This window comes from Streptomyces sp. R41 (assembly GCF_041053055.1).
Lineage (GTDB): Bacteria > Actinomycetota > Actinomycetes > Streptomycetales > Streptomycetaceae > Streptomyces.
In genome coordinates this window covers 508604-530832 of record NZ_CP163443.1, presented here as the reverse complement: position 1 = coordinate 530832, position 22229 = coordinate 508604, and the positions used below count along the sequence as shown (strand labels likewise).

Genomic DNA, 22229 nt, shown 5'->3' with positions numbered 1-22229 from the left:
AGGCGGGACGCGGGGACCCCGGTGTGCGAGGCCCCCGCGTGACGAGTGATCAGGAGAGGCCGGAGGCCCAGTCGTAACCCTTCAGGTAGGGGTCCGGCTTGATCGGCTTGCCGGAGTCCCAGACCTGCTTGATCAGACCGTCGGAGCCGATCTTGCCGATGCGGGCCGTCTTGTAGATGTGCTGGCTGGCGCCGTCGACGGTGACCTTGCCTTCTGGGGCGTCGAAGGTGATGCCGTCGGAGGCCGCCTTCACCTTCTCCGGGTCGAAGGACTTCGCCTTCTCGACCATCGCCTTCCACAGGTAGACCGAGGTGTACGCGGCCTCCATCGGGTCACTGGTCGGCTTGTCCTGGCCGTACTTGGCCTTGTACGCCTTCACGAACTTGGTGTTCGCCGCGCCCGGGGTGGTCTGGTAGTAGTTCCAGGCCGTCAACTGGCCCGCCAGGTACTGCGATCCGATCGACTTGACCTCCTCCTCGGCGATCGACACCGAGACGACCGGCATGGTCTTGGCGGTCAGGCCCGCGGACTTGTACTCCTTGAAGAAGGCCACGTTCGAGTCGCCGTTGAGGGTGTTGAAGACCGCATCCGCCTTCGACGCCTTCACCTTGTTGGCGATCGTGCTGAACTCCGTCGACCCCAGCGGCGCGTAGTCCTCGCCGAGGACCGTCATGCCGTTGGCCTTCGCGTACGCCTTGATCTCCTTGTTGGCGGTGCGCGGGAAGACGTAGTCGCTGCCGACCAGGTAGATCTTCTTCCTGCCCTGGCTCTTGAGGTAGTCGAGGGCCGGGACGATCTGCTGGTTGGTGGTCGCGCCCGTGTAGAAGATGTACGGGGACTCCTCCAGGCCCTCGTACTGCACGGGGTAGAAGAGCAGCGACTTGTTCTTCTCGAAGACCGGCTTGACGGCCTTGCGGCTCGCGGAGGTCCAGCAGCCGAAGGTGGCCGCGACCCGGTCCTCCTTGATCAGCTTCTGCGCCTTCTCCGCGAAGGTCGGCCAGTCGGAGGCGCCGTCCTCGCTGATCGGCTTGATCTTCTTGCCGAGCACTCCGCCCGAGGCGTTGATCTCCTCGATCGCCAGCTTCAGCGAGTCGCGTACCGTCACCTCGCTGATCGCCATCGTGCCGGAGAGCGAATTGAGCAGGCCGACCTTGACCGTGTCGCCGCTCACGTCCGCCTGCGCGGCCTTGTCGGACGTACCGCCCGCGTCGGTCTTGGCACCGCACGCGGAGAGCGCGACGACCGCCGCGAGCGCGGCGGCACCGGCCATCACACGGCGTCGGAGAATACTGGAACCGCTGGACAAAAGAACCCCCTCGGGCTGTGGAGGAGACAACCTCCTGAAGTGCGGTCCACAGCCTCAAGTCACCCTGTTTCCAAGGTGTTTCGCGATACTTTCCCGGCGGTATCTTCCCGCTCTCATGAAGCCTTCATGGGGCATTCGCGGGGCAACAAAAAATGCCCGGGGCGGAATTCGTCACCCGAATTCACAATTCGCCCGAGGCATTCTAATTACTTTCTGTGGGAAGTATCTTGGCGGGGCGCGGTCATGTCAAGGGCGGGATCCGTGAAGATCGAGCTCGGCGACGACGTCGAAGTCGACGCCGTCCGCCCGCGCCAGATAGATCCGTTGGCGTACGTGTCCGCCGCGCAGGTGCAGCAGTCCGCGCGGGCCCTCGTACGACACCGTCTCGGCCGCCGCCCCGATCGCCGACACATCGAGGGTCCTCGCGCGGCCGATGAGCGCGGCCAGCAACAGCACGCCCTCGTAGCAGGATTCGCCGAGACTGCCCAGGGCCGGCGCCTCGACGCCGTACCGGCCGGCGTACTGGCCGTGGAAGTCGAGGGTGTCCTGGTTCGCGAGCGAGGCGAAGAACCCGGCGGTGCTGTAAAGGTCCACGGTGGCCGTCGGCCCGCTGGCCATCAGCATGTTCTCGTCCATCAGGGTGCTCAGCCTGAGACAGCGGGCGTCGAGCCCGGCCGCGGCGAACGCCCGGTTGAAGCGCACCGCGTCACTGCCGACGAGCAGCATGATCACGGCGTCCGCGTCCGACCGCTCGATCCGGCGCAGTACCGCGTCGAAGTCGTGCGTGCCCAGCGGCAGATAGACCTCCCCCTGCACGCTCCCGCCCGAGTCGCGCGCGTAGGCGTGCGCGGCCCGGGCCGTGCGGCGCGGCCACACATAGTCGTTGCCCACGACGAACCAGCGGCGCACCCCGCGCTCGTGGGCCAGCAGGCCCATCGCGGGCCGCAGTTGATCGCGCGGCGTCTCGCTGGTGAGGAACACGCCCGCGGTGTGCTCCCCGCCCTCGTACAGGGCGGTGTAGACGTACGGCACCCGATGCGCGATTCTCGGCGCCAGCGCCTGCCGCACCGAGGAGATGTGCCAGCCCGTGACGCCCTGCACGACTCCGAGATCCACCAACGCCTCGACATGGTCGGCGACTTCGCGCGGCGCGGTGCCACCGTCGACGGGCAGCAGCCGCAGCTCCTTGCCGAGTACTCCGCCCGCGCGGTTGACCTCCTCCGCGGCCAGCTGCGCACACAGCTCGCAGGTGGGCCCGAAGATCCCCGCCGACCCCTGCATGGGGAAGACGAACGCCACGCGGAGCACGGAGTCGTCTGCCGTGAGCCAGTCGGGCGGAGGCGGATCGTGCCGGAACATGACGTCATGATTTCGGGTCCGCCGGGTGAACTCCAATCTGTCTCATAGCATGTACATCCCCCTGGATCGAGGAGCAGGATGCCCACCCCATCTCCGCGTCAGCCCCAGGATCTGATGCATCTCTTGACGCGGGCCGAGCGGCTGGCCGCGCGGCGGCTGCAGACCGTGCTCGACGAGGACGACTGCTCGCTCGATGCCTGGCGGGTGCTCGCGCTGCTCTCCGACGGCCAGGGACATCACATGACGGCGGTCGCCGAGGCCGCCTTCCTGCCGCCCGCGACGCTGACGAAGCTCGTCGACCACCTCGTCGACCAGAACCTCGTGCACCGCCGCGTCGACCCGCTCGACCGGCGTCGCATCCTCGCGTATCTGACTCCGCGCGGCGAGACGTACTGGCGACGCCTTGACCGCGAGGTCCGCGCGCAGTGGCCGGTGCTGAGCGACGGCGACGACGAGCTGCTGCGGGCCCTCCTGGAACGCCTGGTGGACACCCTCGACGCGACGAGCGCCGAGTCCGCTGTCTGAAACGAGTCGCTCACGCAAAGTAGTTCTCGCGTTCGGAATTTATTTGGGCGCATGAAAGGTTGGCGTATACATCCAGATAGGTTGGCTCGTACAACCAACCACAGAGCACCTTCGCGCGGTCGACCTGCCCGGCCGCGCCCCGACCAGCGAGGCACCGTGAACCACTCCGCCCCCGAGCAGCCCGCCGACGTCGTCTCCCGGCTGCGCGCCACCTTCCGCTCCGGCCGCACCAAGCCCGTCGGGTGGCGTACGAACCAGCTGCGCCGCCTGCGCGAGATGCTCACCTCCCACGGCGAGGACCTCGCCGCAGCCCTCCACGCGGACCTCGGCAAGAGCTCCACCGAGGCCTTCCGCACCGAGATCGACTTCACCGTGCGCGAGATCGACCACACCCTGGAGCACCTCGACGGCTGGCTGCGCCCCGAGTCCGCCCCGGTCCCGGCGCACCTCGGCGACGACGCGACGGCCTGGACGCGGTACGACCCTCTGGGCGTCGTCCTGGTCATCGCCCCCTGGAACTATCCGCTGCAGCTCCTGCTCACCCCGATGCTCGGCGCGCTGGCCGCGGGCAACGCGGTGGTCGCCAAGCCCAGCGACCTGGCCCCCGCCACCTCCGCCGTCGTGGCCCGACTGCTGCCGCAGTACCTCGACACCGACGCGGTCGCGGTCCTCGAGGGTGGCATCCCGGAGACCACGGCCCTGCTGGCCGAGCGCTTCGACCACATCTTCTACACCGGCAACGGCACCGTCGGCCGCATCGTGATGCGCGCCGCCGCCGAGCACCTCACCCCCGTCGCCCTCGAACTGGGCGGCAAGTCCCCGGCGTTCGTCGACCGCGACGCCGACCTGGCCGTCGTCGCGGACCGCCTCGCCCGCGGCAAGTTCCTCAACGCCGGGCAGACCTGCGTCGCGCCCGACTACGTCCTCACCGACCCCGAGACCGCCCGTGCCCTTGAGTCCGAGCTCGCCCAAGCCGTCGAGGCGCTCTTCGGGGCCGAGCCGCAGCAGTCCACCGAGTTCGGGCGGATCGTCAACGAGCGGCATTTCGACCGGCTCAGCTCCCTCCTCGGCTCCGGCCGCACCGTCACCGGCGGCGGCAGCCACCGAGCCACCAAATACATCGCGCCGACCGTCCTCGCGGACGTCGACCCCACGTCGCCCGTCATGCAGGAGGAGATCTTCGGCCCGATCCTCCCGATCGTCACCGTGGCGGACCTCGACGAGGCCATCGGCTTCATCAACGACCGCGACAAGCCGCTGGCCCTGTACGTCTTCACCGAATCGGACACCACCCGGGAGCGCATCGCCGCCGAGACCTCGTCCGGAGGCCTCGGCTTCGGGCTGCCGCTCGCCCATCTGACCGTCTCCGACCTGCCGTTCGGCGGGGTCGGCGAGAGCGGCATGGGCAGCTACCACGGCCGCTACTCCATCGAGACGTTCAGCCACCGCAAGGCGGTGCTGGCGAAGCCGCTCGGCTGATCCGGGTCGAGCTGAGACGGGCGGTGGCCCGGGCCGGTCTTCGGACGGGTCCGGGCCATTGGTGTAGGTACCGGCCAATCGCCGCGGGGTGTCCCGCACTTGTCTGCCAACGTTGTCAGATCTGACTGGTCTACACCCTTGACTGGTACATACCAAAGCGGTTGAGTGTGCCTCCACACCCCCCACCGCGGCCGCCCCCGACGCCGTGGCCGGTCTCGCCGGCCCGTGCGCACAAGGCTCTGCTTCGCTCTGCCCTTGTACCGGGAGCGGCCGTGCTGCGCGAAGGAGTTGATCCTGTGTCGAGGCGCCGCATCTCCGCAGTCATGGCCGCGATCGTCGTCGGAACCGCCGTACCGGCGCTGTTGCCGGCCACGAGCGCTTCCGCCGCGGCCTGTTCGAGCTACCCGAGCTGGGTGGCCGGCAGGTCCTACGTCACCGGCAACGTCGTCCGGTACACCGACGGCAAGGCCTACATCGCCGAACACGACAACCCCGGTTACGACCCCACCATCAGCACTTGGTACTGGGAGCCGTACGCCTGCGACGGCTCCACGACCCCCTCCGACGGCTTCGTCGTGAGCGAGGCGCAGTTCAACCAGATGTTCCCGAACAGGAATTCGTTCTACACCTACAGCGGGCTGCGGGCGGCGATGAGCGCCTATCCGGCCTTCGCCAACACGGGCAGCGACACGGTCAAGAAGCAGGAGGCCGCGGCCTTCCTCGCCAACGTCAGTCACGAGACCGGCGGCCTGGTGTACGTGGTGGAGCAGAACACCGCCAACTACCCGCACTACTGCGACTGGAGCCAGCCGTACGGCTGCCCGGCAGGCCAGTCCGCGTACTACGGCCGCGGCCCGATCCAGCTCAGCTGGAACTTCAACTACAAGGCCGCGGGCGACGCGCTCGGCATCGACCTCCTCAACAACCCCTACCTGGTGCAGAACGACGCCTCCGTGGCCTGGAAGACCGGCCTTTGGTACTGGAACACGCAGACCGGACCCGGCACGATGACCGGCCACAACGCGATGGTCAACAGCGCCGGATTCGGCCAGACGATCCGCAGCATCAACGGCTCCCTGGAGTGCGACGGCAAGAACCCGGCGCAGGTGCAGAGCCGGGTGGACGCCTACCAGAGGTTCGTGCAGATCCTCGGTACGACGGCGGGCGGCAACCTGTACTGCTGACGCCCGCACCGGCACTGGTGGCGGCAGCGGCGAGGCCTGCTCATGACTCCCCAGGGGGAGAGGCCATATGGGCGACGCGGCGTGTAGTTGTCTGGTTCGCGCCGCTGACCCGGCCTGGACCGTGGCCTGTACGAGTGCGGCGCCGCGTGGGAGCCGGCGCCCTGCCGGGGCCGACCACTACCGCTGAAGGTTCCGCCGAGACCGGGGCCCCTTGGAGCGCAACGGCTCCGCATCGCCTTCGTGATGCGGTGCCGGCGCGCGCGGGAAGTGGGGCGGGCGCGATGTCCACTGTGCGGTACTCCGGATTGCGGCGGATCCTGGTGAGGGCGCCCCTCTGCCACAGGGCGTGCTGGGTCGGCGTCCCGGCCGGCGGAGCCGTCTGGCGGAGAATCGACCGTCTTGTCGATGAGGGAGGCGGCGGGCGTGCGGGACCTGGCGATCATCGAGGCGCCGTCGGTGCTCGGGCTGCGGCCCTCCGGCGTCGAGGAGCTACCGTCGGCGCTGCTCCGGGCCGGGCTGCTGGACCACCTGGGGGTGGCGAGGTCGGACCGGCTCGAAGATCCGGCGTACGAACCCGGGCGCGACGAGGAGACAGGACTCCTCAACCCGGGCGGCATCGCGCAGTACTCCGTCAGGCTGGCCGATGCTGTCGGCGACGTCCTGGACCGTGGCCTGTTCCCTGTCGTCCTCGGCGGTGACTGCAGCATCCTGCTCGGCAACCTCCTCGCCCTGCGCCGCCGCGGACACTACGGCCTGCTGTTCCTCGACGGCCACACCGACTTCTACCAGCCGTCGGCGGAGCCGAACGGCGAGGTTGCCTCGATGGAACTCGCCCTGGCGACGGGCCGCGGCCCTCGGCAGCTCACCGACCTCGAAGGCCGCGGCCCGCTGCTGCGTGACGAGGACGTCGTCGCCTTCGGCTTCCGTGACTCCGCCGAGTCCGCGCAGGCCGGGATGCAGCCGCTGCCGCCTCAGTTGCATGCGATCGACCTCGACGGCGTACGGGCTCTGGGCGCCGCCGCGGCAGCGCGCCGCGCCGTCGAATGGCTCGGCGCCGGTGAGAGCGCCGGATACTGGGTCCACCTTGATGTCGACGTTCTGGACGACGCGGTCATGCCGGCCGTCGACTACCGGCTGCCGGGTGGGCTGACCTGGTCGGAGCTGGAGTGTGTGCTGCGCACGGCGGTGGCTGACGAGCGAGCCCTCGGCCTCGACGTGACGATTTTCAACCCCCGCCTCGATCCCGACGGCAGCATCGCAGCCCGCCTCACCGAGTGCCTGCGTCGCGGGCTGTCGGCGCGCAGCGGCCAGGTTTGAGCCTGCCGTTCAACGTCGCTGGTCGAACTGCCCTGCGCGTGGGACGGTCCGGATGGGTGAGCGTATGACGGTGACGCGCCCGTCGCGCAGCGCGTCCTCCGGGTCGGAGGTGAGGAGGGTGACGGGTGTGCTGATCACCCTGCAGCAAAGCGGTCTGGCCCTTGGCGTTGCCACCCTCGGCACGTTCTACCTGGCCCTGGCACCGCACGACGTCGCTCATGCCTTCACCGACGTCGAGTACGTGCAGATGGGCATCGTCGCTCTGCTCGCGGTCGGTGCCGCCGCCCTGCCACGCTTCACCGACGCCGCGTCGGGGGCCGCTCCGGTCGTCGACGCCTGAACCCGCCGCCCCGCCGACGTGGACACCGAGGCAGCCATGCTGTCCCGACTGCAGGGCGGACGCCGGCAACTGCGCTCCTCCGCCTGCGCGTACGGGTCATTCACCACGAGGCCATCCTCGGACGCACACCACGGCCGCCGTGACGATCACCACGGCGATCTCTACCAGGCGCTTCGTGGTCTGTGACCCCGACGGCATCCGTACCCCCTCGCCGGGCACGTTGTCGAAGGGCCCCACCGTTTGTGGTGGGGCCCTTCGACGTTCTCCGTCTCCGTCTCCGTCGGCCTTGGCGGACCGCTGCGGACCTGGGTGGGGCGACGCACGTGCCTCGCAGGGGGAGGGCTCGCGAGCATCCCTGCGCGCTGTGTGAGCCAACGGCTCGAGGTCGGCGGGCGTGGCGACGGGCAATGGATGACAAGCCGGATAGCCTCGTCCCGTTATGGGATGAATCGCCTGTCGAGTCGCCGAGCCCAGGAGGGCCCCATCGCCGGGACGAAGTCGGAAGGCGCCGTGTCCGCGCCGGGGAGCCAGCCCCGAGAAGCCGACGAGCTCAGGAACATGCTGCGCCGGCCCGAGTACCGACAGGTGCTGGTGTTCTGCGGGCTGATCGGCATCCCAGTGTCGCTGATCGCGTTCTGGTTCCTCGTGGCGCTCCACCAACTGGAGCAGCTGATCTGGACGGACTGGCCCAGGGATCTGGGCTGGAAACAGGCTCCCTGGTGGTGGGCGTTCCCTCTGCTGCTGGTGGCCGGAGTGGTCGTCGGCCTGATCGTCGCCCGGCTTCCCGGGCGGGGCGGTCACATCCCGGCGGGCGGCCTGCACTCGGGCGGGATGACGAAGAACGCGCTGCCCGGTGTCGTCATCGCTGCCCTGTTGGGCCTGCCGCTCGGCGTCGTGCTGGGTCCCGAGGCGCCCCTGATCGCCCTGGGCAGCGGTCTCGCTCTGCTCTTCGCCAGCTTTGTTCGAGCGCCCCGGACGGAGGCGAGCGCGGCGTTGCTCGGCGCAGCCGGAGCCGCCGCGGCCATCTCCGCACTCTTCGGGAACCCGGTGGTGGGCGCGGTGCTCCTGATGGAGGTGGCCGGAGTGGGCGGGCCGCAGCTCTTCGCGGTGATGCTGCCGGTCCTGCTGTCCAGCGGAGTCGGGGACTTGGTGTTCACCGGGTTCGTCCACTGGACCGGCCTGCAGACCGGGAGTCTGGACATCGGCCTGCCCAAGGCGCCGCTGCTCGACGCGGGAGACATCCTGTGGTCGCTCCTGATGGCACCGGCCGTCGCATTCCTGATCCACTGGGTCTTCGTCGGCGGGCGCTTCGCGGCCGGGTTCGTGTCGTCGTGGACGGTACGGAACACCACCCTCTGCGCGCTCGGGGCGGCGGGCTGCATCGCGCTCTACACGGTCGCCACCGGCCGTTCGCCGTCCGAGGTCGCCCTGTCCGGGGAGACCACCCTGGGTCAACTGGCCAAGGATCCGCATGCCTGGTCGGTGGGCGCCCTCGTCGCGATGATGGTGTTCAAGGCCATCGGGTACTCGCTGTGTCTGGGCAGTCTGCGGGGCGGTCCCGTCTTCCCCGCGCTGTTCCTGGGCGGAGCGGCCGGCGCCCTGCTGGCGCCGCTGCCCGGCTTCGGCCTGGTGCCGGCCATGGCGGCCGGGATGGCGGCGTCGGTGACGGCGGCCCTGCGGCTGCCCGTCAGCAGCGTGGTGCTGGTCGTCCTCCTGCTGGGCAACGTGCAGACGGTCGCGGTAGTGGTGCTGGCGTCGGTCGTGTCCTTCGTCCTGACCGAGCTGTTGCCGCAGGGCCCGCGGATCCCCGCGTTCAGCGAGTCGCCAGGCGGTCGAGCGCGTCGTCGAGCGTCGTCGCGGCCATGATGAGCGACAGGTGGGTGAAGGCCTGCGGGAAATTGCCCAGTTGCTCCCCGCTGGGGCCGATCTCCTCGGCGAACAGCCCGACATGGTTCGCGTACGTGTGCATCTTCTCGAAGGTGTAGCGGGCCTGCGGGAGGCGGCCGGCCCGGGCGAGGGCGTCGACGTACAGGAAGGTGCAGAGGCTGAACGTGCCCTCCGAGCCCCGCAGTCCGTCGGGAGAGGCCGCCGGATCGTAGCGGTAGACCAGGCTGTCGGAGACGAGCCGGTGGTCGATGGCGTCGAGGGTGGACAGCCAGCCGGGGCTCTTCGGGGCGAGGAAACCCACCCGAGGGGCGAGCAGGAGAGAGGCGTCCAGGACATCGCCGCCGTAGTGCTGGACCAGTGCCTGTTCCTTCTGGCTCCAGCCGCGTTCCATGACCTGCTCGAGGATCGTGTCGCGTGCCTGGGTCCATCGCTGTGTGTTGGCCGGCCGCCTGAACTCCTCGGCGATCTTCAGGCAGTTGTCGAAGGCCGCCCAGCACATCACGCGGCTGTAGGTGAAGTCCTTGCGTCCGCCCCGGGTCTCCCAGATGCCCTCGTCGGGCCGGTCCCAGTTGTCCGCGAGCCAGTCCATCAGCCCCGCGAGTCCCTTCCAGCCGTGGTAGCCCGCCTGCTGGCCGATCTCCTCCATGCCCTCGGACATGGCATACAGGGCCTCGCCGTAGATGTCGAGCTGCAGCTGATCGGCGGCGGCGTTGCCGGCCCGTACCGGGCTGGACCCGCGGTAGCCCTCGAAGTGCTCGAGGATCTCCTCCGTCAGATGGGGGTCCCCGTCGACCCGGTACATGATCTGCAGCGGTTCCCCGTCGGCTTCCTCGCCCGCCCGCAGCCGGTCTCCGAGCCAGCTGGTGAACTGGGAGGCCTCCTCGACGAATCCTAGGTCGAGCAGCGCCCGGACCGACAGCGAGCCGTCCCGCACCCATGTGTACCGGTAGTCCCAGTTGCGCTCGCCGCCGACCTGCTCGGGCAGACCCATCGTCGCGGCGGCCACCGGGGCACCGCTCGGAGCGTACGTGAGCAGTTTGAGGGTGATGGCCGAGCGGTTCACCATGTCCGGCCAGCGGCCGCGGTACCGGGAGGTGCGCACCCAGCGCTGCCAGAAGTCGATGTTGGCCCACAGATCCTCGGTGATCGTGTCGACGGTCGGCGGTGGCGGTGTCTCGCCGTCCGGGCCGCTCACGGTGAACACGGCGACGGCCGCCTGACCTGCCTCCAGCGTGACCGCGCCCCGGACGTCCCGGCCGTCCCGCTCCACCGGGAAGCTGGTCTGCAGGTACGCGGTCGTACCGGGAGCCCGGAAGGTGGCGGCCCCGTCGGTCAGATCGAGTTCGTGCTCGGCCCGCGCGTAGTCGAAGCGCGGGCGGCACTCCAGGTCGAAACGGACGGTACCGCGCACCGTCCGTACGGCGCGCACCAAGGTGTGCCGGTCGGACGGTGTCCGCGACTGGATGGCCGGCATGTGGTCGATGACCTCACCGACCCCGTCGGGAGACATGAAGCGGGTCACGACGACGGCAGTGTCGGGGTAGTAGAGCTGTCGGCGCGTCACCTCGGGGGAGGTGGGTGCGAACAGGAAGTGTCCGCCGCCGTCGTGGTCCAGCAGGGACGCGAAGATGCTGGGTGAGTCGAAGCGTGGTGCCGCGAACCAGTCGATCACGCCCTCGGAGGTCACCAAGGCAGCGGTCTGCAGGTCCCCGATCAGTCCGTGGTCGGCGATGGGCGGGTAGCGGTCCATGACAGTCTCCCTTCAGGCCGCTTCGGCGGGGACCCGTCCCGCCTCGATGGCATCGACCAGGGCCTGGTGGTCCTTCTCGTTCTGGTCCGCGTACAGCTCGGCGAACGTCGCCAGCGCGCGGTCGAAGACGTCACTGCCGCCCAGGTACGCGGCGATCGCGATCCGGTCGCCGGACCTGGCGTGGGCGCGGGCCAGCGTGGCGCCGCACAGCTCACCGAACAGGGCCATCTGCTGCGGCGACATGGTTTCGGCCACGGCGATGCCCTTCCAGTCCCGCAACTGGCGTACGTAGAAGTCCCGGCGCCTGCCGTCGATGCCCTGAGCGCGTTCCCAGCCCAGGAAGATGTCGCTGGTGGCCTGCATCAGCCGCTGGCCGTTGACGACGCGCTCGCCCTGGGTGCGGAAGGCGGCGCCACCGGCGTAGGGCGCCAGCACCGACTCGTCGGCCTCTTTGGCCTGCAGGAACAGCGGGTCCTCGTCGTCCTTGCCGAGCAACAGCACGATCCAGCAGCGGGTTCCCACGCTGCCCACCCCGACGACCTTGCGCGCGATGTCGGCGACACGGTAGCTCTCCAGGAGGAACCGGCGGTCGGACTGCAGAGAGTGGCCGTACCGCTCGATCAGCCTGCTGATCTCCTTCTCCAGCTGGCCGCGTTCGGCCTCCGGAAGCAGATCCTCCAGCCGTACCAGGAGCGGCGGGTCGGGAGCGATCCGGCGCTTTCCGTCGACGACGCGGGTGAGTTTGTCGAAGACCTGCACCGTGTCGTGCGCGCGGGCCCGCTCCCGGGCGCGCTCCCAGCGGTCGCGGTCCTTGGCGCCGAGCACCGGGGCGAACTGCTCCTGCATCTCGTCCGCTTCGAAGCGGGTGTACCAGACGTCGAGATTGCCCAGCCCCGCGAAGCTTCGCATCCGCTCGCGGTAGGACCGCACGGCCGCCCGCACCACCGACGCCCGCTCCGTGGAGCTGAAGCCGTTCGCCCGGCCCGCGATGACCAGGCTGGCGGACAGGCGCTTGACGTCCCACTCCCACGGGCCGGGCAGCGTCTCGTCGAAGTCGTTGATGTCGAACATCAGACGGCGTTCCGGAGAGGCCAGCAGCCGGAAGTTCAGCATGTGTGCGTCGCCGCACAACTGCGCCCTGATACCGGTGCGCGGGGTGTCGGCAAGGTCCGCGGCCATGATGGCGGCGGCTCCGCGGTAGAAGCGGAACGGTGATTCGCTCATCCTGCCGTAGCGGATCGGTACGAGTTCCGGCACCCGCTTCGCCGACTGCGTCTCGATGACGTCCACCGGATCGGTGCGCTTCGGCGGGGGTGTGAACTCGGCGTGCGCGGAACGGGGGGCGGCGGACCGGGCGGCCTTGCCGAGCGCGGCCCGCTCCTTCGGGGTGCGGTGCCGCAGGTCGTGGCCGGTGGGGCTGTGCTCGCTCATTGCAGGCGCTCCGCGATGTGGTCACCGACACGCAGAGCGTTGGCGATGGCCGTCAGCGACGGATTGACCGCTCCGATGCTCGGGAAGAAGCTCGTGTCGACGACATAGAGGTTGTCGAGGTCGTGGGCCTTGCAGTTGACGTCGAGAGCGGAGCTTGCGGGGTCGCTGCCGAAGCGGACGGTGCCCGCCTGGTGTGCCGTGGCGCCGATGGGCATCCCCTTGTGCAGGTAGATGCTGTGCGACAGCAGATGGTGCTCGTGCATGCCCAGGTGGCCGAGCATCCCCTGCAGCTTGTGCCGCAGACGTGTCAGCCCCGCGATGTTGTTCTTCTCGTCCAGGGCAAGGTGCACCGCGCCGTCCTGGTCGAGAGTGACGCGGTTGTCGGCCATGGGCAGATCCTCACCGCACAGCCAGAAGTCGACCGCGTGGTGGGCGATCACCTCGAAGGGCATGTCCGGCGAAACGGTTCCTGCCCAGCGCGGCGCCTCCCCGTGGATCTGATCGGCGTCCGACTTGCCGAGCATCTGGATGCCGCCGAGCGGGTAGTCCCAGTCGTCCGAACCCAGATACCAGTCGTGCAGGGCGAGTGTCTTCTGGAACTTGGTGTCGTTCGGCTCCTTTGACACGGCCATCAGCGCCAGGTTGTTGTGCCGCATGTAGTAACGGCCCACTACACCCGAGCTGTTGGCCAGGCCGTCCGGGTGCCGGTCGTCGGCCGAACGCAGCAGGAGGACCGCGGAGTTGACGGCACCGCAGGCGACGACCACGATGTCGGCGCTGAACTCCGCTGCCGAACCGTCCTGCAGAGCCGCGACGACCGAGGTGACGCTGCGGCCGGCCGGGTCCGTGACGAGACGCCGGACCTCGGCGCCGGTGACCAACTCGACGTTGTCGTGGCGCAGCGCGGGGTCGACACAGATGACCTGGGCGTCGGACTTCGCGCCCACCAGACAGGGGAAGCCGTCGACGCGGTCGCAGCGGATGCATACGCTGTCGTGGGTCGCCCGTCCCCGTTCGTCCTGGGTGAGGTTCACCCCGATCGGGAGATGGAACGGGTGCAGCCCTCGCTTCTCCAGGTCGTCGCTCAACTGCTGGATGCGCGGCTCGTGCTGGACCGGCTCGTAGGCGTACTGCGCGCTCGTGGGCCCCTCGGTGGGGTCCTCGCCGTGCCGGCCATGCACCAGGTAGAGGTGCTCGGCCTGTGTGTAGTACGGCTCCAGGTCCTCGTACCGCAGTGGCCAGGCGGGCGAGACGCCGTCGTGATGGCGGAGCTCACCGAAATCCTCGGGGCGCAGCCGGAACAGCGCGGCTCCGTAGAACTTGGTGTTTCCGCCCACGTAGTAATTGACCTCTGGCGGGAACTGGTTGCCGTGTTTGTCGTACCAGAATTCCGGAGCTCGGTACTTTCCCTTGACGAAGACCGCTGTGGAATCCCAGTTGGCTCGTTCGCGGGGGAGATAGTCACCCCGTTCGAGAATGAGGATGTTTTTCCCGCTGGGCGCCAGTCGATGGGCGAGAGTGCCACCGCCCGCGCCGGTTCCGATGATGATGACGTCATAGTGCTGCGCGTCGCTCATGCCGGCCGCCGTCCTCGGAGCACGCTCCGGTCCTGCCGGGTGAATTGGTGGACAGTTATCCGGCTACAAACGTATCGCCGGAAGGTGTTCCCGGCGAATTGGGCGAACCCAGGGCCCGCGCCATCGCGGGTTCGCGTGCGATGACCGCGCCGGCGGTGATGCAGAGGGTCACGACCACGCACAGCGCGATGAGCCACGACAGCATGGTGAACACCGCGCCCAGCGATCCGTACTTGTCAAGGCTGTGGTTGAGAGCCCTGGGCACGTACAGGTGCGCGGCCGAGGTGAGGACACTCAGGGCCGTTCCCGTCAGGAGGGCACCCGGCAGCAGCGGCAGCCACGGCACGCGACCGGTCAGCAGCAGGTGCTGGGTCCACCACCACATGCCGACCTCGGCGGCCAGCAGGAGCGGCAGGCCCAGCCACAGTCCCTGGCCGAAGCCGCCCCGCAGGGGCCCCTGCAGCCCGATCATGACCAGCCACGCGGCGAGCCAGGCGATCCATCGCCACGCGGCGACCCTCGCGCCCGCTCCCGGAAGCCTCCAGGCGCGCTCGCAGAGCCGTTGCATGGCACGGCTGCACGCGGTGGCCGAGATCAGCACCATCAGCCCGCTGACGACGCCGGTGCTCTGGCGCAGTTCGGACTCATCCCCTTGGTAGACCTTCTTCAACTGGGCATCCGCGCTTCCGGTCAGTCCGAAGACGTCATGCACCGAGGTGACGAACTGGTCGCGCACCGCCTGCGGGGCGACGGAGGCCACGACGAAGAGCAGCGGTACCGCCGTGAGGAACGTCTGGGCGGCCAGGCGGGTCGCGGAGTCCAGCACATTCACCGAGACCAGATGCGACATGAGATGCGTGATCACCGGGAACCGTGTCTCGGTCCGGGCACGCAGCCCGAGGAGCCGGGCCCGGACCGAGGCGCCCCGCCGGCGCCGCCGCTCCTGACCTGCCTGCGAGGGCGGGCCGTCCTGTCCGGGTCCCTTGCCTGGCTGCATGCTGCCAGCGTGCCGTCGCAGTGGCCGCGCAGCCCGTGGCGCGGGTGTGGCGGGGGCCGTAGGGGTGACAGCGCGGCCGGGCCGGCGCCCGCGGGCGCCGAGGATTTGTGGGCTCATGTCGGGGCGGTGACGATGAGGCCATGAGCGAGACCGGCCACGCGGCGGGGGCCGCGCGGACCTTCGGGGGCTGCGATGGTGCTTGACCTGATGCTCATCGGCCTGGCGATCGCTGTCGATCCGCTGCCGGTGACCGCGTTCGTCCTGGTGTTGTCGGCGCGGCGCGGGATCTGGAAGGGCCTGGTCTTCATCCTTGCCTGGCTTGCCTCCTTCGTGGCCGTTCTCGCCGCGGTGCTGCTCACCACCGGCGGCGAGCCTCCTGCTCCCAAGTCCCCGCCCTCCACGGCCTCGCTCGCCGCCCGGCTCGCGATCGGCGTGGGGCTGCTCTGGTATGCCGAGCACCGGCGCCGGTCGTCCCGTCGGCCCAAGCCCTCCGGCGGGATGATGTCGCGGCTCGACCGGATCTCCCTGTGGACCGCGGCGGGGCTGGCGCCGCTCCTGCAGCCGTGGGGGCTCGTGGCGGCGGGCGCGGCGACAGTGGTGCATGCCGACCTGTCCCACGGCTCCTCCTTCGTGGTCCTGTTCGGCTACTGCCTCCTGGCCACCAGCAGCCTGCTGGCGATGGAGATCTACGCGACGTTCGCCCCCGACTCCGCCCGCGTACGGCTCGGAAAGCTGCGCACCTGGATGGAGAGTCACCAGGACCAGGCGCTCGTCGGCCTGTCGCTGTTCCTGGGGCTGTATCTGGTGGGCAGGAGCATCTACGAGCTGACGTCCTGAGCGCGAGGGGGCCGGGGGCTCACAGCACGGCGAGCGGATTGACCGGGGAGCCGGTCGCGAAGGGCAACCGCAGCGGCGCGATCACACACAGGAACGACCAGTGCCCTTCTCGTACGCAGACCGGTACGAGATCCTCGAATCGCAGGAAGTCGAGAAGGTGCAGCCCCATGGCGTGCACGGCGAGCACGTGCACAGGGAAGGCCACGCCCTGGGTGGTGCTGGGCGCCGTGTCGTTGTTGCCGTCGCTGCCGAGCACCGCCACTTCCCGCTCGGCCAGGAACTCCAGGGCAGCCGGATGCAGCCCGGCCCGTGCATCGGCGGAGTCCCACGGCCCCCGCTCCTCGCGACGCCGCCGGTGTCCGACTCGTACGAGCAGGATGTCGCCGGGGCCGACCCGCACACCTTGGCGGGCCTCGGCGGCGGCGAGGTCCTCCGCGGTGACGTGGGATCCGGGTTCGAGCCAGGGGAGGCCGTGCAGTCCCGGGATGTCCAGCAGCACGCCACGCCCCACGATGCCGTCCCGGACCAGGTCGAGAGACAGGGCGCTCGCCCCGTCGGGCGAAAGGGCGTCGGCGGCCGGGACGCCGCCGTGCAGGGTGCCGTCGTAGATGACGTGGCACAGAGCGTCGATGTGGCTGTTGACATCGCTGTGGACGTCCATGGCGAAGCGGTCCCGGGCGAAGTCCAGGCCCCCGCCCGGTCCCGGAACGCCGCCCGCAGGAGCGGTGAGCCGGTGCTCGGCGGGCTCCGGGTCGTCAGGGCCGGCGAGGGTGTTCACCGGGGCGGCCAGCGAGATCGTACGGCCCGAACGCACCTCGCGTACGGCGGCCAGCAACCGCTCGGAGGTGAGGGTGTCCAGAGCACCCCTCGGGGACGCGGCACCGGGAGCGGTGCTCCGCAGACGCTGGTACAGCGAACGGAAGTCGGCCTCGCTGAGCTCGTGGGACGTCGACATGCTCCCACCATCGGGCAGGGCCCGGGTTCCCGCGCGCGGAGCCGCTCGGCATCGGCGGTGCCCGGGGCCGATTTGCCGGGCCCCGGCGTCGCCGCGTTAATGGATGAGCGCCCCGAGACTCGGAGGTTCCGATGGACATGCTTCATGTCCGGGCGGTGTCCCCGCCGGATCTCACGGAACGCGCGATGGCACTGCTCAGCACCGAGCCGTGTGTCCTCAATCTCGTCCTGCACCGCGACCGCGTACGCAACCCCGACGGCGACGCCATCGAGTGCGACGTGCTGACCGGGGCGGCGAACGAGGTGCTCAGGGGCCTGCGCGACCTGAAGCTGGAGCACCGCGGATCCATCGTCCTGGCGCCGGTCGACTTCGCCTTCTCCGACCGCGCGGCCACGGCCGGGGCGGAGGAGCTCGGGGCCCGGCTGCGGGCGCCGGTGTGGGAACAGGTGGAGGCCAGGATCCGGGCCGAGGGCCGCTATCCGCCGAGCTTCTACCTGTTCCTGGTGATCGCCGGCATCATCGGTGCGGTCGGCATCATCACCAACTCCCAGATCCTCATCGTGGCGGCCATGGTCGTCGGACCGGAGTACGGGGCGATCACCAGCGTCGCGCTCGGTGTCGACCGACGCTCCGGGACCAGGATCCGGCAGGGGCTCGCCGCCTTGCTCGTCGGGTTCCTGCTGGCGATCGTCTGGGCCTTCCTGTTCGGCCTGCTCGTGCGGGGTTACGACCTGCAGCCACCGGCGTTCGACCTGGGGATCAGGCCCGTATCGCACCTGATCGACACGCCGGACTTCTACTCGGTGGTGGTCGCGGTGCTGGCCGGAATCGTCGGCATCGTGTCCCTGGCGGAGGCCCGCACCAGCGCTCTGCTCGGTGTCTTCATCTCGGTCACCACCATTCCGGCCGGGGCCGACATAGGGGTCTCGTGCGCTTTCGCCAGCTGGGACGAGGCATGGGGCTCGTTTCTGCAACTGCTGCTCAACATCGGCATCCTGATCGTGGTCGGCGCCGGCACGCTGAAGTGCCAACGGGCGATCTGGCGCCGCGTGCGCAAGCGCCGCGACGCACGCGCGGCACAGCGGACACCGCCGGGCTGACAGAGTGTCACGCGGGCGCCGTGTCCAGGAACTCGCGGATCGCGAAGGCCACCAGCACGATCACCGCCGTCCAGATCACGACCGCCATGGTCGGGTAGCTCCAGGTGAACAGGACGATCGCGGCCACCGCCAGGATCGCGGCCCCGATCCACCGCTTGTAGCGGTGCACGAACCGCCCCACCGCGCCCAGCCGCAGCCCCGCCGAGGCGGCCACGTCCCGCCCCGCGCCGATGCCCTTGCTGCAGAAGTGACGGGTGAACACGGCGGCTCGGGACGGGCCGATGAAGAACGCGCCGACGGCCGTGACCAGGGCCAGTGCCCCGACCGCCCGCACACTGGAGCGCAGGAACTTCACCAGTGAGTCGTAGACGGCGCCCGCCGCTGCCTGGTTCGCCCCCGGCGGCAGATGGTCCAGATACACCGTGCGGAAGACGGTGAGGCACAGTCCCAAGACCACCATGGCGGCGAACACCCCGAGCGCGGCCCCGATCAGCGCCCGCCGGCGATGGGACGCCAGGAACACGCCCGCGGCGGCGATCAGCACCGCGATGACGGGCAGCCAGTTGCCGATGATCTGCAGCACCCTCAGATACGACTTGATCTTGCCGACGTCCTTCCCCTCGACCACGACGAAGTCCGTGTGGACGTCCGGGATCTTCGCGGCCGCCCCGAAACCCGAACTGACCAGTCGGTCCTTCACCTGGGCCACGATGGGCGCGACGTCGATGGCGACCTGATTGTTCTTCAGCGACACCGCGGCGTCGGCCGAGCCCGTCAGCGCCTTGTCCACGGCGGTGTGGGCCCGGCGGTTGGCGTCTGTCCAGGCCGTCTCGAAGGCGCTGCTGGAGACCACCCGCATCACGGTGGAGCTCACCAGCTCCTTCAGGCCGCTGTTGATGGGACCGCTCAGGTCACCGATGAGGCTCGCGGCCCTGGGTGGCACGCCCTTCTGCGCCGCCGCCCGACTCAGCTCCGCGACCAGACTGTCCACGTCGATCTGCTTGAGTACTTCGTTGGTGACCCGGGTCGTGACCGCCTGCTGGACGTCGGGATTGGAGGCCAGCGGCGCCACGGTCGCGACGTAACGGTCGGTGTCCCGGATGATGCTGTTCGCCCAGACCGCGACCACGGCGAGCAGTGCCAGCACGGACGCCAGGATGATCAGCAGGACCGAGCCCAGGGACCGCAGCCAGTGCCTCGGCTCGCGCCGGGCACCTTCCAACTCGCTCACCCGGCGACGCAGTTCGTCCAGTTCGCCGCCCCCCTGCTGCGAGGGGCGCCGATCGTCGGAAGAAGTCGCACGGGGGCGATCCGGTTCCGGTGGGGGCGTGTCGCTGCTTGTCATACCTCCGAGCAGATCCCGGTCAGGACCACTGAGCGAGGCGGGAGGGGCCGCCGGGGTGAAATCCGTACCGGGTGCGACGACCGGCGCCCGGTGATGCAATGGCATTCAGGGGGCCCACGAGCACCAGAGGTGACGCCGTGAGCGAGCAATTCGACGAGATGGGACCCATCGACTACGTGGTGGTGGAGTTCCCCGGCAGCCACATGACAGGCGAGGGCTTTCCGCTGCTGGTCGATCTGGTGGACCGCGGCCTCATCCGGATCCTCGACCTGGTGTTCATCAGGAAGGACGAGGACGGTTCGGTGGCCGCCCTGGAGATCGCCGATCTCACCGGTGACGGCAAACTCGACCTCGCCGTCTTCGAAGGTGTCCACTCCGGTCTGCTGGGCCAGGACGACCTCGAGGAGGCCGCCGCGGCCGTGGAGCCCGGCAACTCCGCCGGCCTGCTGGTCTACGAGAACGTGTGGGCCGCGCCCTTCGCCGCCGCCCTGCGGCGTGGCGGAGCGCAGCTGGTCGCCTCCGGACGGCTCCCCGTACAGGCCGTCCTCGCCTCGCTCGAGGCGGCCGAGGCCGCGTCCTGAGGTGCCGGCCGCAAGCTCAGCCGCTACCGGGGACGACGTAGTAGCTCAGCCACGGGGACTGGCCGGGCGTGTAGCCGATGGACGACTGCGTCGCGAGGTAGAAGCTCTCGCCGCCGGTCTGGCCGCTCTGGTCCTGACCAGCCGGCGTCAGCGCGCAGTCCGCGTTGGTGTAGAGCCGGATGTCGTAGAGCGTGTAGTTGACCACGCGGTAGGCGCCGCCCGGCAGGCGATGGCATGTCTTGCCGGCCGGGCTCTGGATCACCACTTCCTGCTTGGCCGGCGTCGTGTAGACGATCGTGCCCATGGCGGAGCGCGTGCAGCCCGCGGCCGCGAGCATGAGAACGACGGCCCCGGCCCGGCGGCCGGCCTGGCGACGACAGATCATGGCGACAAGTCCTCGTCTGTGCGGGAAGTCAGCGGGAAGCCTGGGGCCTCTGTGGCCCACGCTGCCGTGACCACGGGTCCGCGTCATCTGATGCGCGACCAGTCGGATGAATTCCGGAAGACACCCCGGTGACGACCGACCAGGTGCTCACGGGCCTCGGCCTGATCGTCGTACTGGCGGTCGGCTCACAGGTGCTGGCAAGCCGGCTGCGGATTCCGGCGCTGATCGTGCTGCTGCCGGTCGGTTTCACCGCCGGCGCTCTGACGGACGCCGTCAACCCCGAGCGACTGCTGGGCAGCACCTTCTCGCCGCTGGTCTCGCTGGCGGTCGCGGTGATCCTGTACGACGCCGGGCTGGGACTCGATCTGCGCCGGTTCGTCGCTCACACCCGGCGGGTCGTGGTGCGGCTGCTGTGGTTCGGTGTGCTGGTCACGTGGCTGTCGGCGGCGCTGCTCGCCGTCCCCCTGCTCGGGATGTCCGTCAGCGCGGCGTGGATGCTGGGTGCGATCCTGGTCGTCTCCGGGCCCACGGTGGTCGGCCCGCTGCTCAACTTCGTACGCCCCACGGACCGCGTCCAGCGGATCCTCGTGTGGGAGGGGTCCCTCATCGACCCGCTGGGCGGCATCCTGGGCGCGCTGGTCTTCCACGCGGTGGTGGCCGGCGAACAACATGGCCTCGGCAGCCGGCTCGAGGTCTTCCTCGCCAGCGCCGCGGTCGGCGTGTTGGGGGGTGTCGTCGGGGCGGCCGTGCTGTTGGTGCTGCGCCGGCTTCAGCTGGGCGAGGTACTGGGTACGACGGTGCAGCTGGCGGCGGTGGTCGGGGTCGCCGCCGCCTGCGACATCGTCCGCGAGGACACCGGGCTCATCGCCGCCGTCCTGATGGGTCTGGCCGTGGCGAACCTGCCCGGCGCCGACGTCCCCGCCCGCAAGCCCTTCTTCGAAACCCTCGTCCATCTGATCATCGGGCTGCTGTTCATCTCCATCTCCGCCACCGTCACCCCGCACTCGCTGCGGCACGTCATGCTGCCGACGCTCGGGATCGTCGCCGTCCTCGTCCTGGTGACCAGACCCGTGGCGGCACTGGTGGCGTCCCTGCGTACGGACCTGTCGCGCGGGGAGCGAGGCTTCATCGGGTGGATGGCGCCACGCGGCATCGTGGCCGCTTCCACCGCCTCGACCTTCTCGGCGTCGCTCGTCGACAAGGGGATCGGCGGCGCCTCGAAGATCCTGCCCGCCACGTTCGTGGTGATCGTGGCGACGGTCACGCTGTACGGGCTGACCGCGGCGCCCATGGCGCGACGGCTGCACGTGGTGCGCTCGGCACGCTCCCGGCCCCTGCTGGTGGGCGGCGCCCCGTGGGTGGTCGATCTGGGGAAGGCGCTGCGGTCGGTGGGGCTGGAGGTCGTCATGTGGGCGGGGCGCGAGGACGAACGGGAACGGATCGCCGCCGCCGGGCTCGAACTCGCCCGCGGGGAACTGTTCGCGGCGGCCACGGGCGCCGGTGCGGAGCTGGAAGGTCTCACGGGGGTCCTGCTGCTCACCGAGGAGGACGACTTCAACGCCCTGGCCGCCACGAATCTGGCGGGCAGCGTCGACGGTACGGTCTACCGCCTGGGGCCGCCCGTGGACAGCGAGGGCGTCGTCGCCCCGTACTCGGGTGGCGAGGTGCTCTTCGGCGCGGCGCTGACCGGAGTCGAGCTGACGCGCCGCCATGACCGAGGTGCCCGGGTCCTGACGCGCCGCGTGAGGGGGCCTCTCCCCGACGGCACCGAGGTGCTCTTCCTGGTGCGTGGCGACGGCCGGCTGCTCCCCGTGACGCGGACGGACCGCCCGACGCCCCAGGACGGGGACGTGGCGGTGCTGCTCGGCTGAAGG

19 protein-coding genes are annotated in these 22229 nt (G+C 69.8%); 10 read left to right on the top strand and 9 right to left on the bottom strand.

Features of this window, described 5'->3' with window-relative positions; all coding sequences use genetic code 11:
• Positions 1-49: 49 nt before the first annotated feature.
• Positions 50-1270 (bottom strand): urea ABC transporter substrate-binding protein, encoded by a 1221-nt coding sequence (urtA, locus tag AB5J53_RS02595; protein WP_369252010.1) that lies wholly within the window; start codon positions 1268-1270, stop codon positions 50-52.
• A gap of 282 nt (positions 1271-1552) precedes the next feature.
• Positions 1553-2665: a substrate-binding domain-containing protein gene (locus AB5J53_RS02590; protein ID WP_369244026.1), complete on the bottom strand. Its 1113-nt coding sequence runs from the start codon at positions 2663-2665 to the stop codon at positions 1553-1555.
• A 114-nt stretch (positions 2666-2779) separates the two neighbouring features.
• On the opposite strand from AB5J53_RS02590, the gene AB5J53_RS02585 reads away from it, so the two are divergent.
• The 6 genes from AB5J53_RS02585 (at position 2780) to AB5J53_RS02560 (ending at position 9376) form a co-directional block, all read left to right on the top strand.
• A complete protein-coding gene (locus tag AB5J53_RS02585) occupies positions 2780-3190 on the top strand; it encodes a MarR family winged helix-turn-helix transcriptional regulator (RefSeq protein WP_369244025.1) in 411 nt (136 codons plus the stop codon).
• Between the two features lie 156 nt (positions 3191-3346).
• A complete protein-coding gene (locus tag AB5J53_RS02580; protein ID WP_369244024.1) occupies positions 3347-4669 on the top strand; it encodes an aldehyde dehydrogenase family protein in 1323 nt (440 codons plus the stop codon).
• 296 nt (positions 4670-4965) lie between these two features.
• Positions 4966-5853 (top strand): glycoside hydrolase family 19 protein, encoded by an 888-nt coding sequence (locus tag AB5J53_RS02575; protein ID WP_369244023.1) that lies wholly within the window; start codon positions 4966-4968, stop codon positions 5851-5853.
• Positions 5854-6258: 405 nt separating this feature from the next.
• Complete coding sequence (locus AB5J53_RS02570) at positions 6259-7170, top strand: arginase family protein (RefSeq protein ID WP_369244022.1); 912 nt, start codon at positions 6259-6261, stop codon at positions 7168-7170.
• 127 nt (positions 7171-7297) lie between these two features.
• The gene (locus tag AB5J53_RS02565; protein ID WP_369244021.1) at positions 7298-7510 is read left to right on the top strand and encodes a hypothetical protein; all 213 of its coding nucleotides are present in this window, start codon (positions 7298-7300) and stop codon (positions 7508-7510) included.
• 558 nt (positions 7511-8068) lie between these two features.
• Entirely contained in the window at positions 8069-9376 is a 1308-nt protein-coding gene (locus AB5J53_RS02560) for a chloride channel protein (protein WP_369252008.1), read from the top strand.
• Here AB5J53_RS02560 and AB5J53_RS02555 read toward each other — a convergent pair.
• Genes AB5J53_RS02555 through AB5J53_RS02540 form a run of 4 tightly spaced genes read right to left on the bottom strand, consistent with a single transcriptional unit; the run spans position 9324 to position 15152 of the window.
• Positions 9324-11147, bottom strand: a complete 1824-nt coding sequence (locus AB5J53_RS02555) for a glycoside hydrolase family 15 protein (RefSeq protein WP_369244020.1) — start codon at positions 11145-11147, stop codon at positions 9324-9326. The genes AB5J53_RS02560 and AB5J53_RS02555 overlap by 53 nt on opposite strands.
• A gap of 12 nt (positions 11148-11159) precedes the next feature.
• Complete coding sequence (locus AB5J53_RS02550) at positions 11160-12578, bottom strand: DUF2252 domain-containing protein (RefSeq protein ID WP_369244019.1); 1419 nt, start codon at positions 12576-12578, stop codon at positions 11160-11162.
• Positions 12575-14155 carry a GMC oxidoreductase gene (locus AB5J53_RS02545; RefSeq protein WP_369244018.1) on the bottom strand — a complete coding sequence of 527 codons (1581 nt, stop codon included), beginning with the start codon at positions 14153-14155 and terminating at the stop codon, positions 12575-12577. Before AB5J53_RS02545 ends, AB5J53_RS02550 begins: the two co-directional genes overlap by 4 nt.
• Before the next feature lie 55 nt (positions 14156-14210).
• Positions 14211-15152 carry a YhjD/YihY/BrkB family envelope integrity protein gene (locus AB5J53_RS02540; RefSeq protein ID WP_369244017.1) on the bottom strand — a complete coding sequence of 314 codons (942 nt, stop codon included), beginning with the start codon at positions 15150-15152 and terminating at the stop codon, positions 14211-14213.
• 192 nt (positions 15153-15344) lie between these two features.
• Here AB5J53_RS02540 and AB5J53_RS02535 point away from each other — a divergent pair, with 192 nt between their 5' ends.
• The gene (locus tag AB5J53_RS02535; protein ID WP_369244016.1) at positions 15345-15989 is read left to right on the top strand and encodes a GAP family protein; all 645 of its coding nucleotides are present in this window, start codon (positions 15345-15347) and stop codon (positions 15987-15989) included.
• Between the two features lie 19 nt (positions 15990-16008).
• Here the strand turns inward: AB5J53_RS02535 and AB5J53_RS02530 are convergent, their stop codons facing one another.
• Positions 16009-16944 carry a cyclase family protein gene (locus AB5J53_RS02530; RefSeq protein WP_369244015.1) on the bottom strand — a complete coding sequence of 312 codons (936 nt, stop codon included), beginning with the start codon at positions 16942-16944 and terminating at the stop codon, positions 16009-16011.
• 131 nt (positions 16945-17075) lie between these two features.
• Between AB5J53_RS02530 and AB5J53_RS02525 the strand changes: the two genes are divergently transcribed.
• Positions 17076-18044, top strand: coding sequence for a DUF389 domain-containing protein (locus tag AB5J53_RS02525; RefSeq protein WP_369244014.1), 969 nt, complete (start codon positions 17076-17078; stop codon positions 18042-18044).
• A 7-nt stretch (positions 18045-18051) separates the two neighbouring features.
• Here AB5J53_RS02525 and AB5J53_RS02520 read toward each other — a convergent pair whose 3' ends face one another.
• Positions 18052-19389 carry a hypothetical protein gene (locus AB5J53_RS02520; RefSeq protein ID WP_369244013.1) on the bottom strand — a complete coding sequence of 446 codons (1338 nt, stop codon included), beginning with the start codon at positions 19387-19389 and terminating at the stop codon, positions 18052-18054.
• Between the two features lie 158 nt (positions 19390-19547).
• On the opposite strand from AB5J53_RS02520, the gene AB5J53_RS02515 reads away from it, so the two are divergent.
• Entirely contained in the window at positions 19548-19970 is a 423-nt protein-coding gene (locus AB5J53_RS02515) for a DUF6325 family protein (RefSeq protein ID WP_369252006.1), read from the top strand.
• A gap of 16 nt (positions 19971-19986) precedes the next feature.
• On the opposite strand, the gene AB5J53_RS02510 is transcribed toward AB5J53_RS02515, so the two are convergent.
• Positions 19987-20355 (bottom strand): hypothetical protein, encoded by a 369-nt coding sequence (locus tag AB5J53_RS02510; RefSeq protein WP_369244012.1) that lies wholly within the window; start codon positions 20353-20355, stop codon positions 19987-19989.
• A gap of 128 nt (positions 20356-20483) precedes the next feature.
• Here AB5J53_RS02510 and AB5J53_RS02505 point away from each other — a divergent pair, with 128 nt between their 5' ends.
• On the top strand, positions 20484-22226 hold the full coding sequence (locus AB5J53_RS02505; protein WP_369244011.1) for a cation:proton antiporter: 1743 nt from the start codon (positions 20484-20486) through the stop codon (positions 22224-22226).
• The last annotated feature ends 3 nt before the right edge of the window (positions 22227-22229 follow it).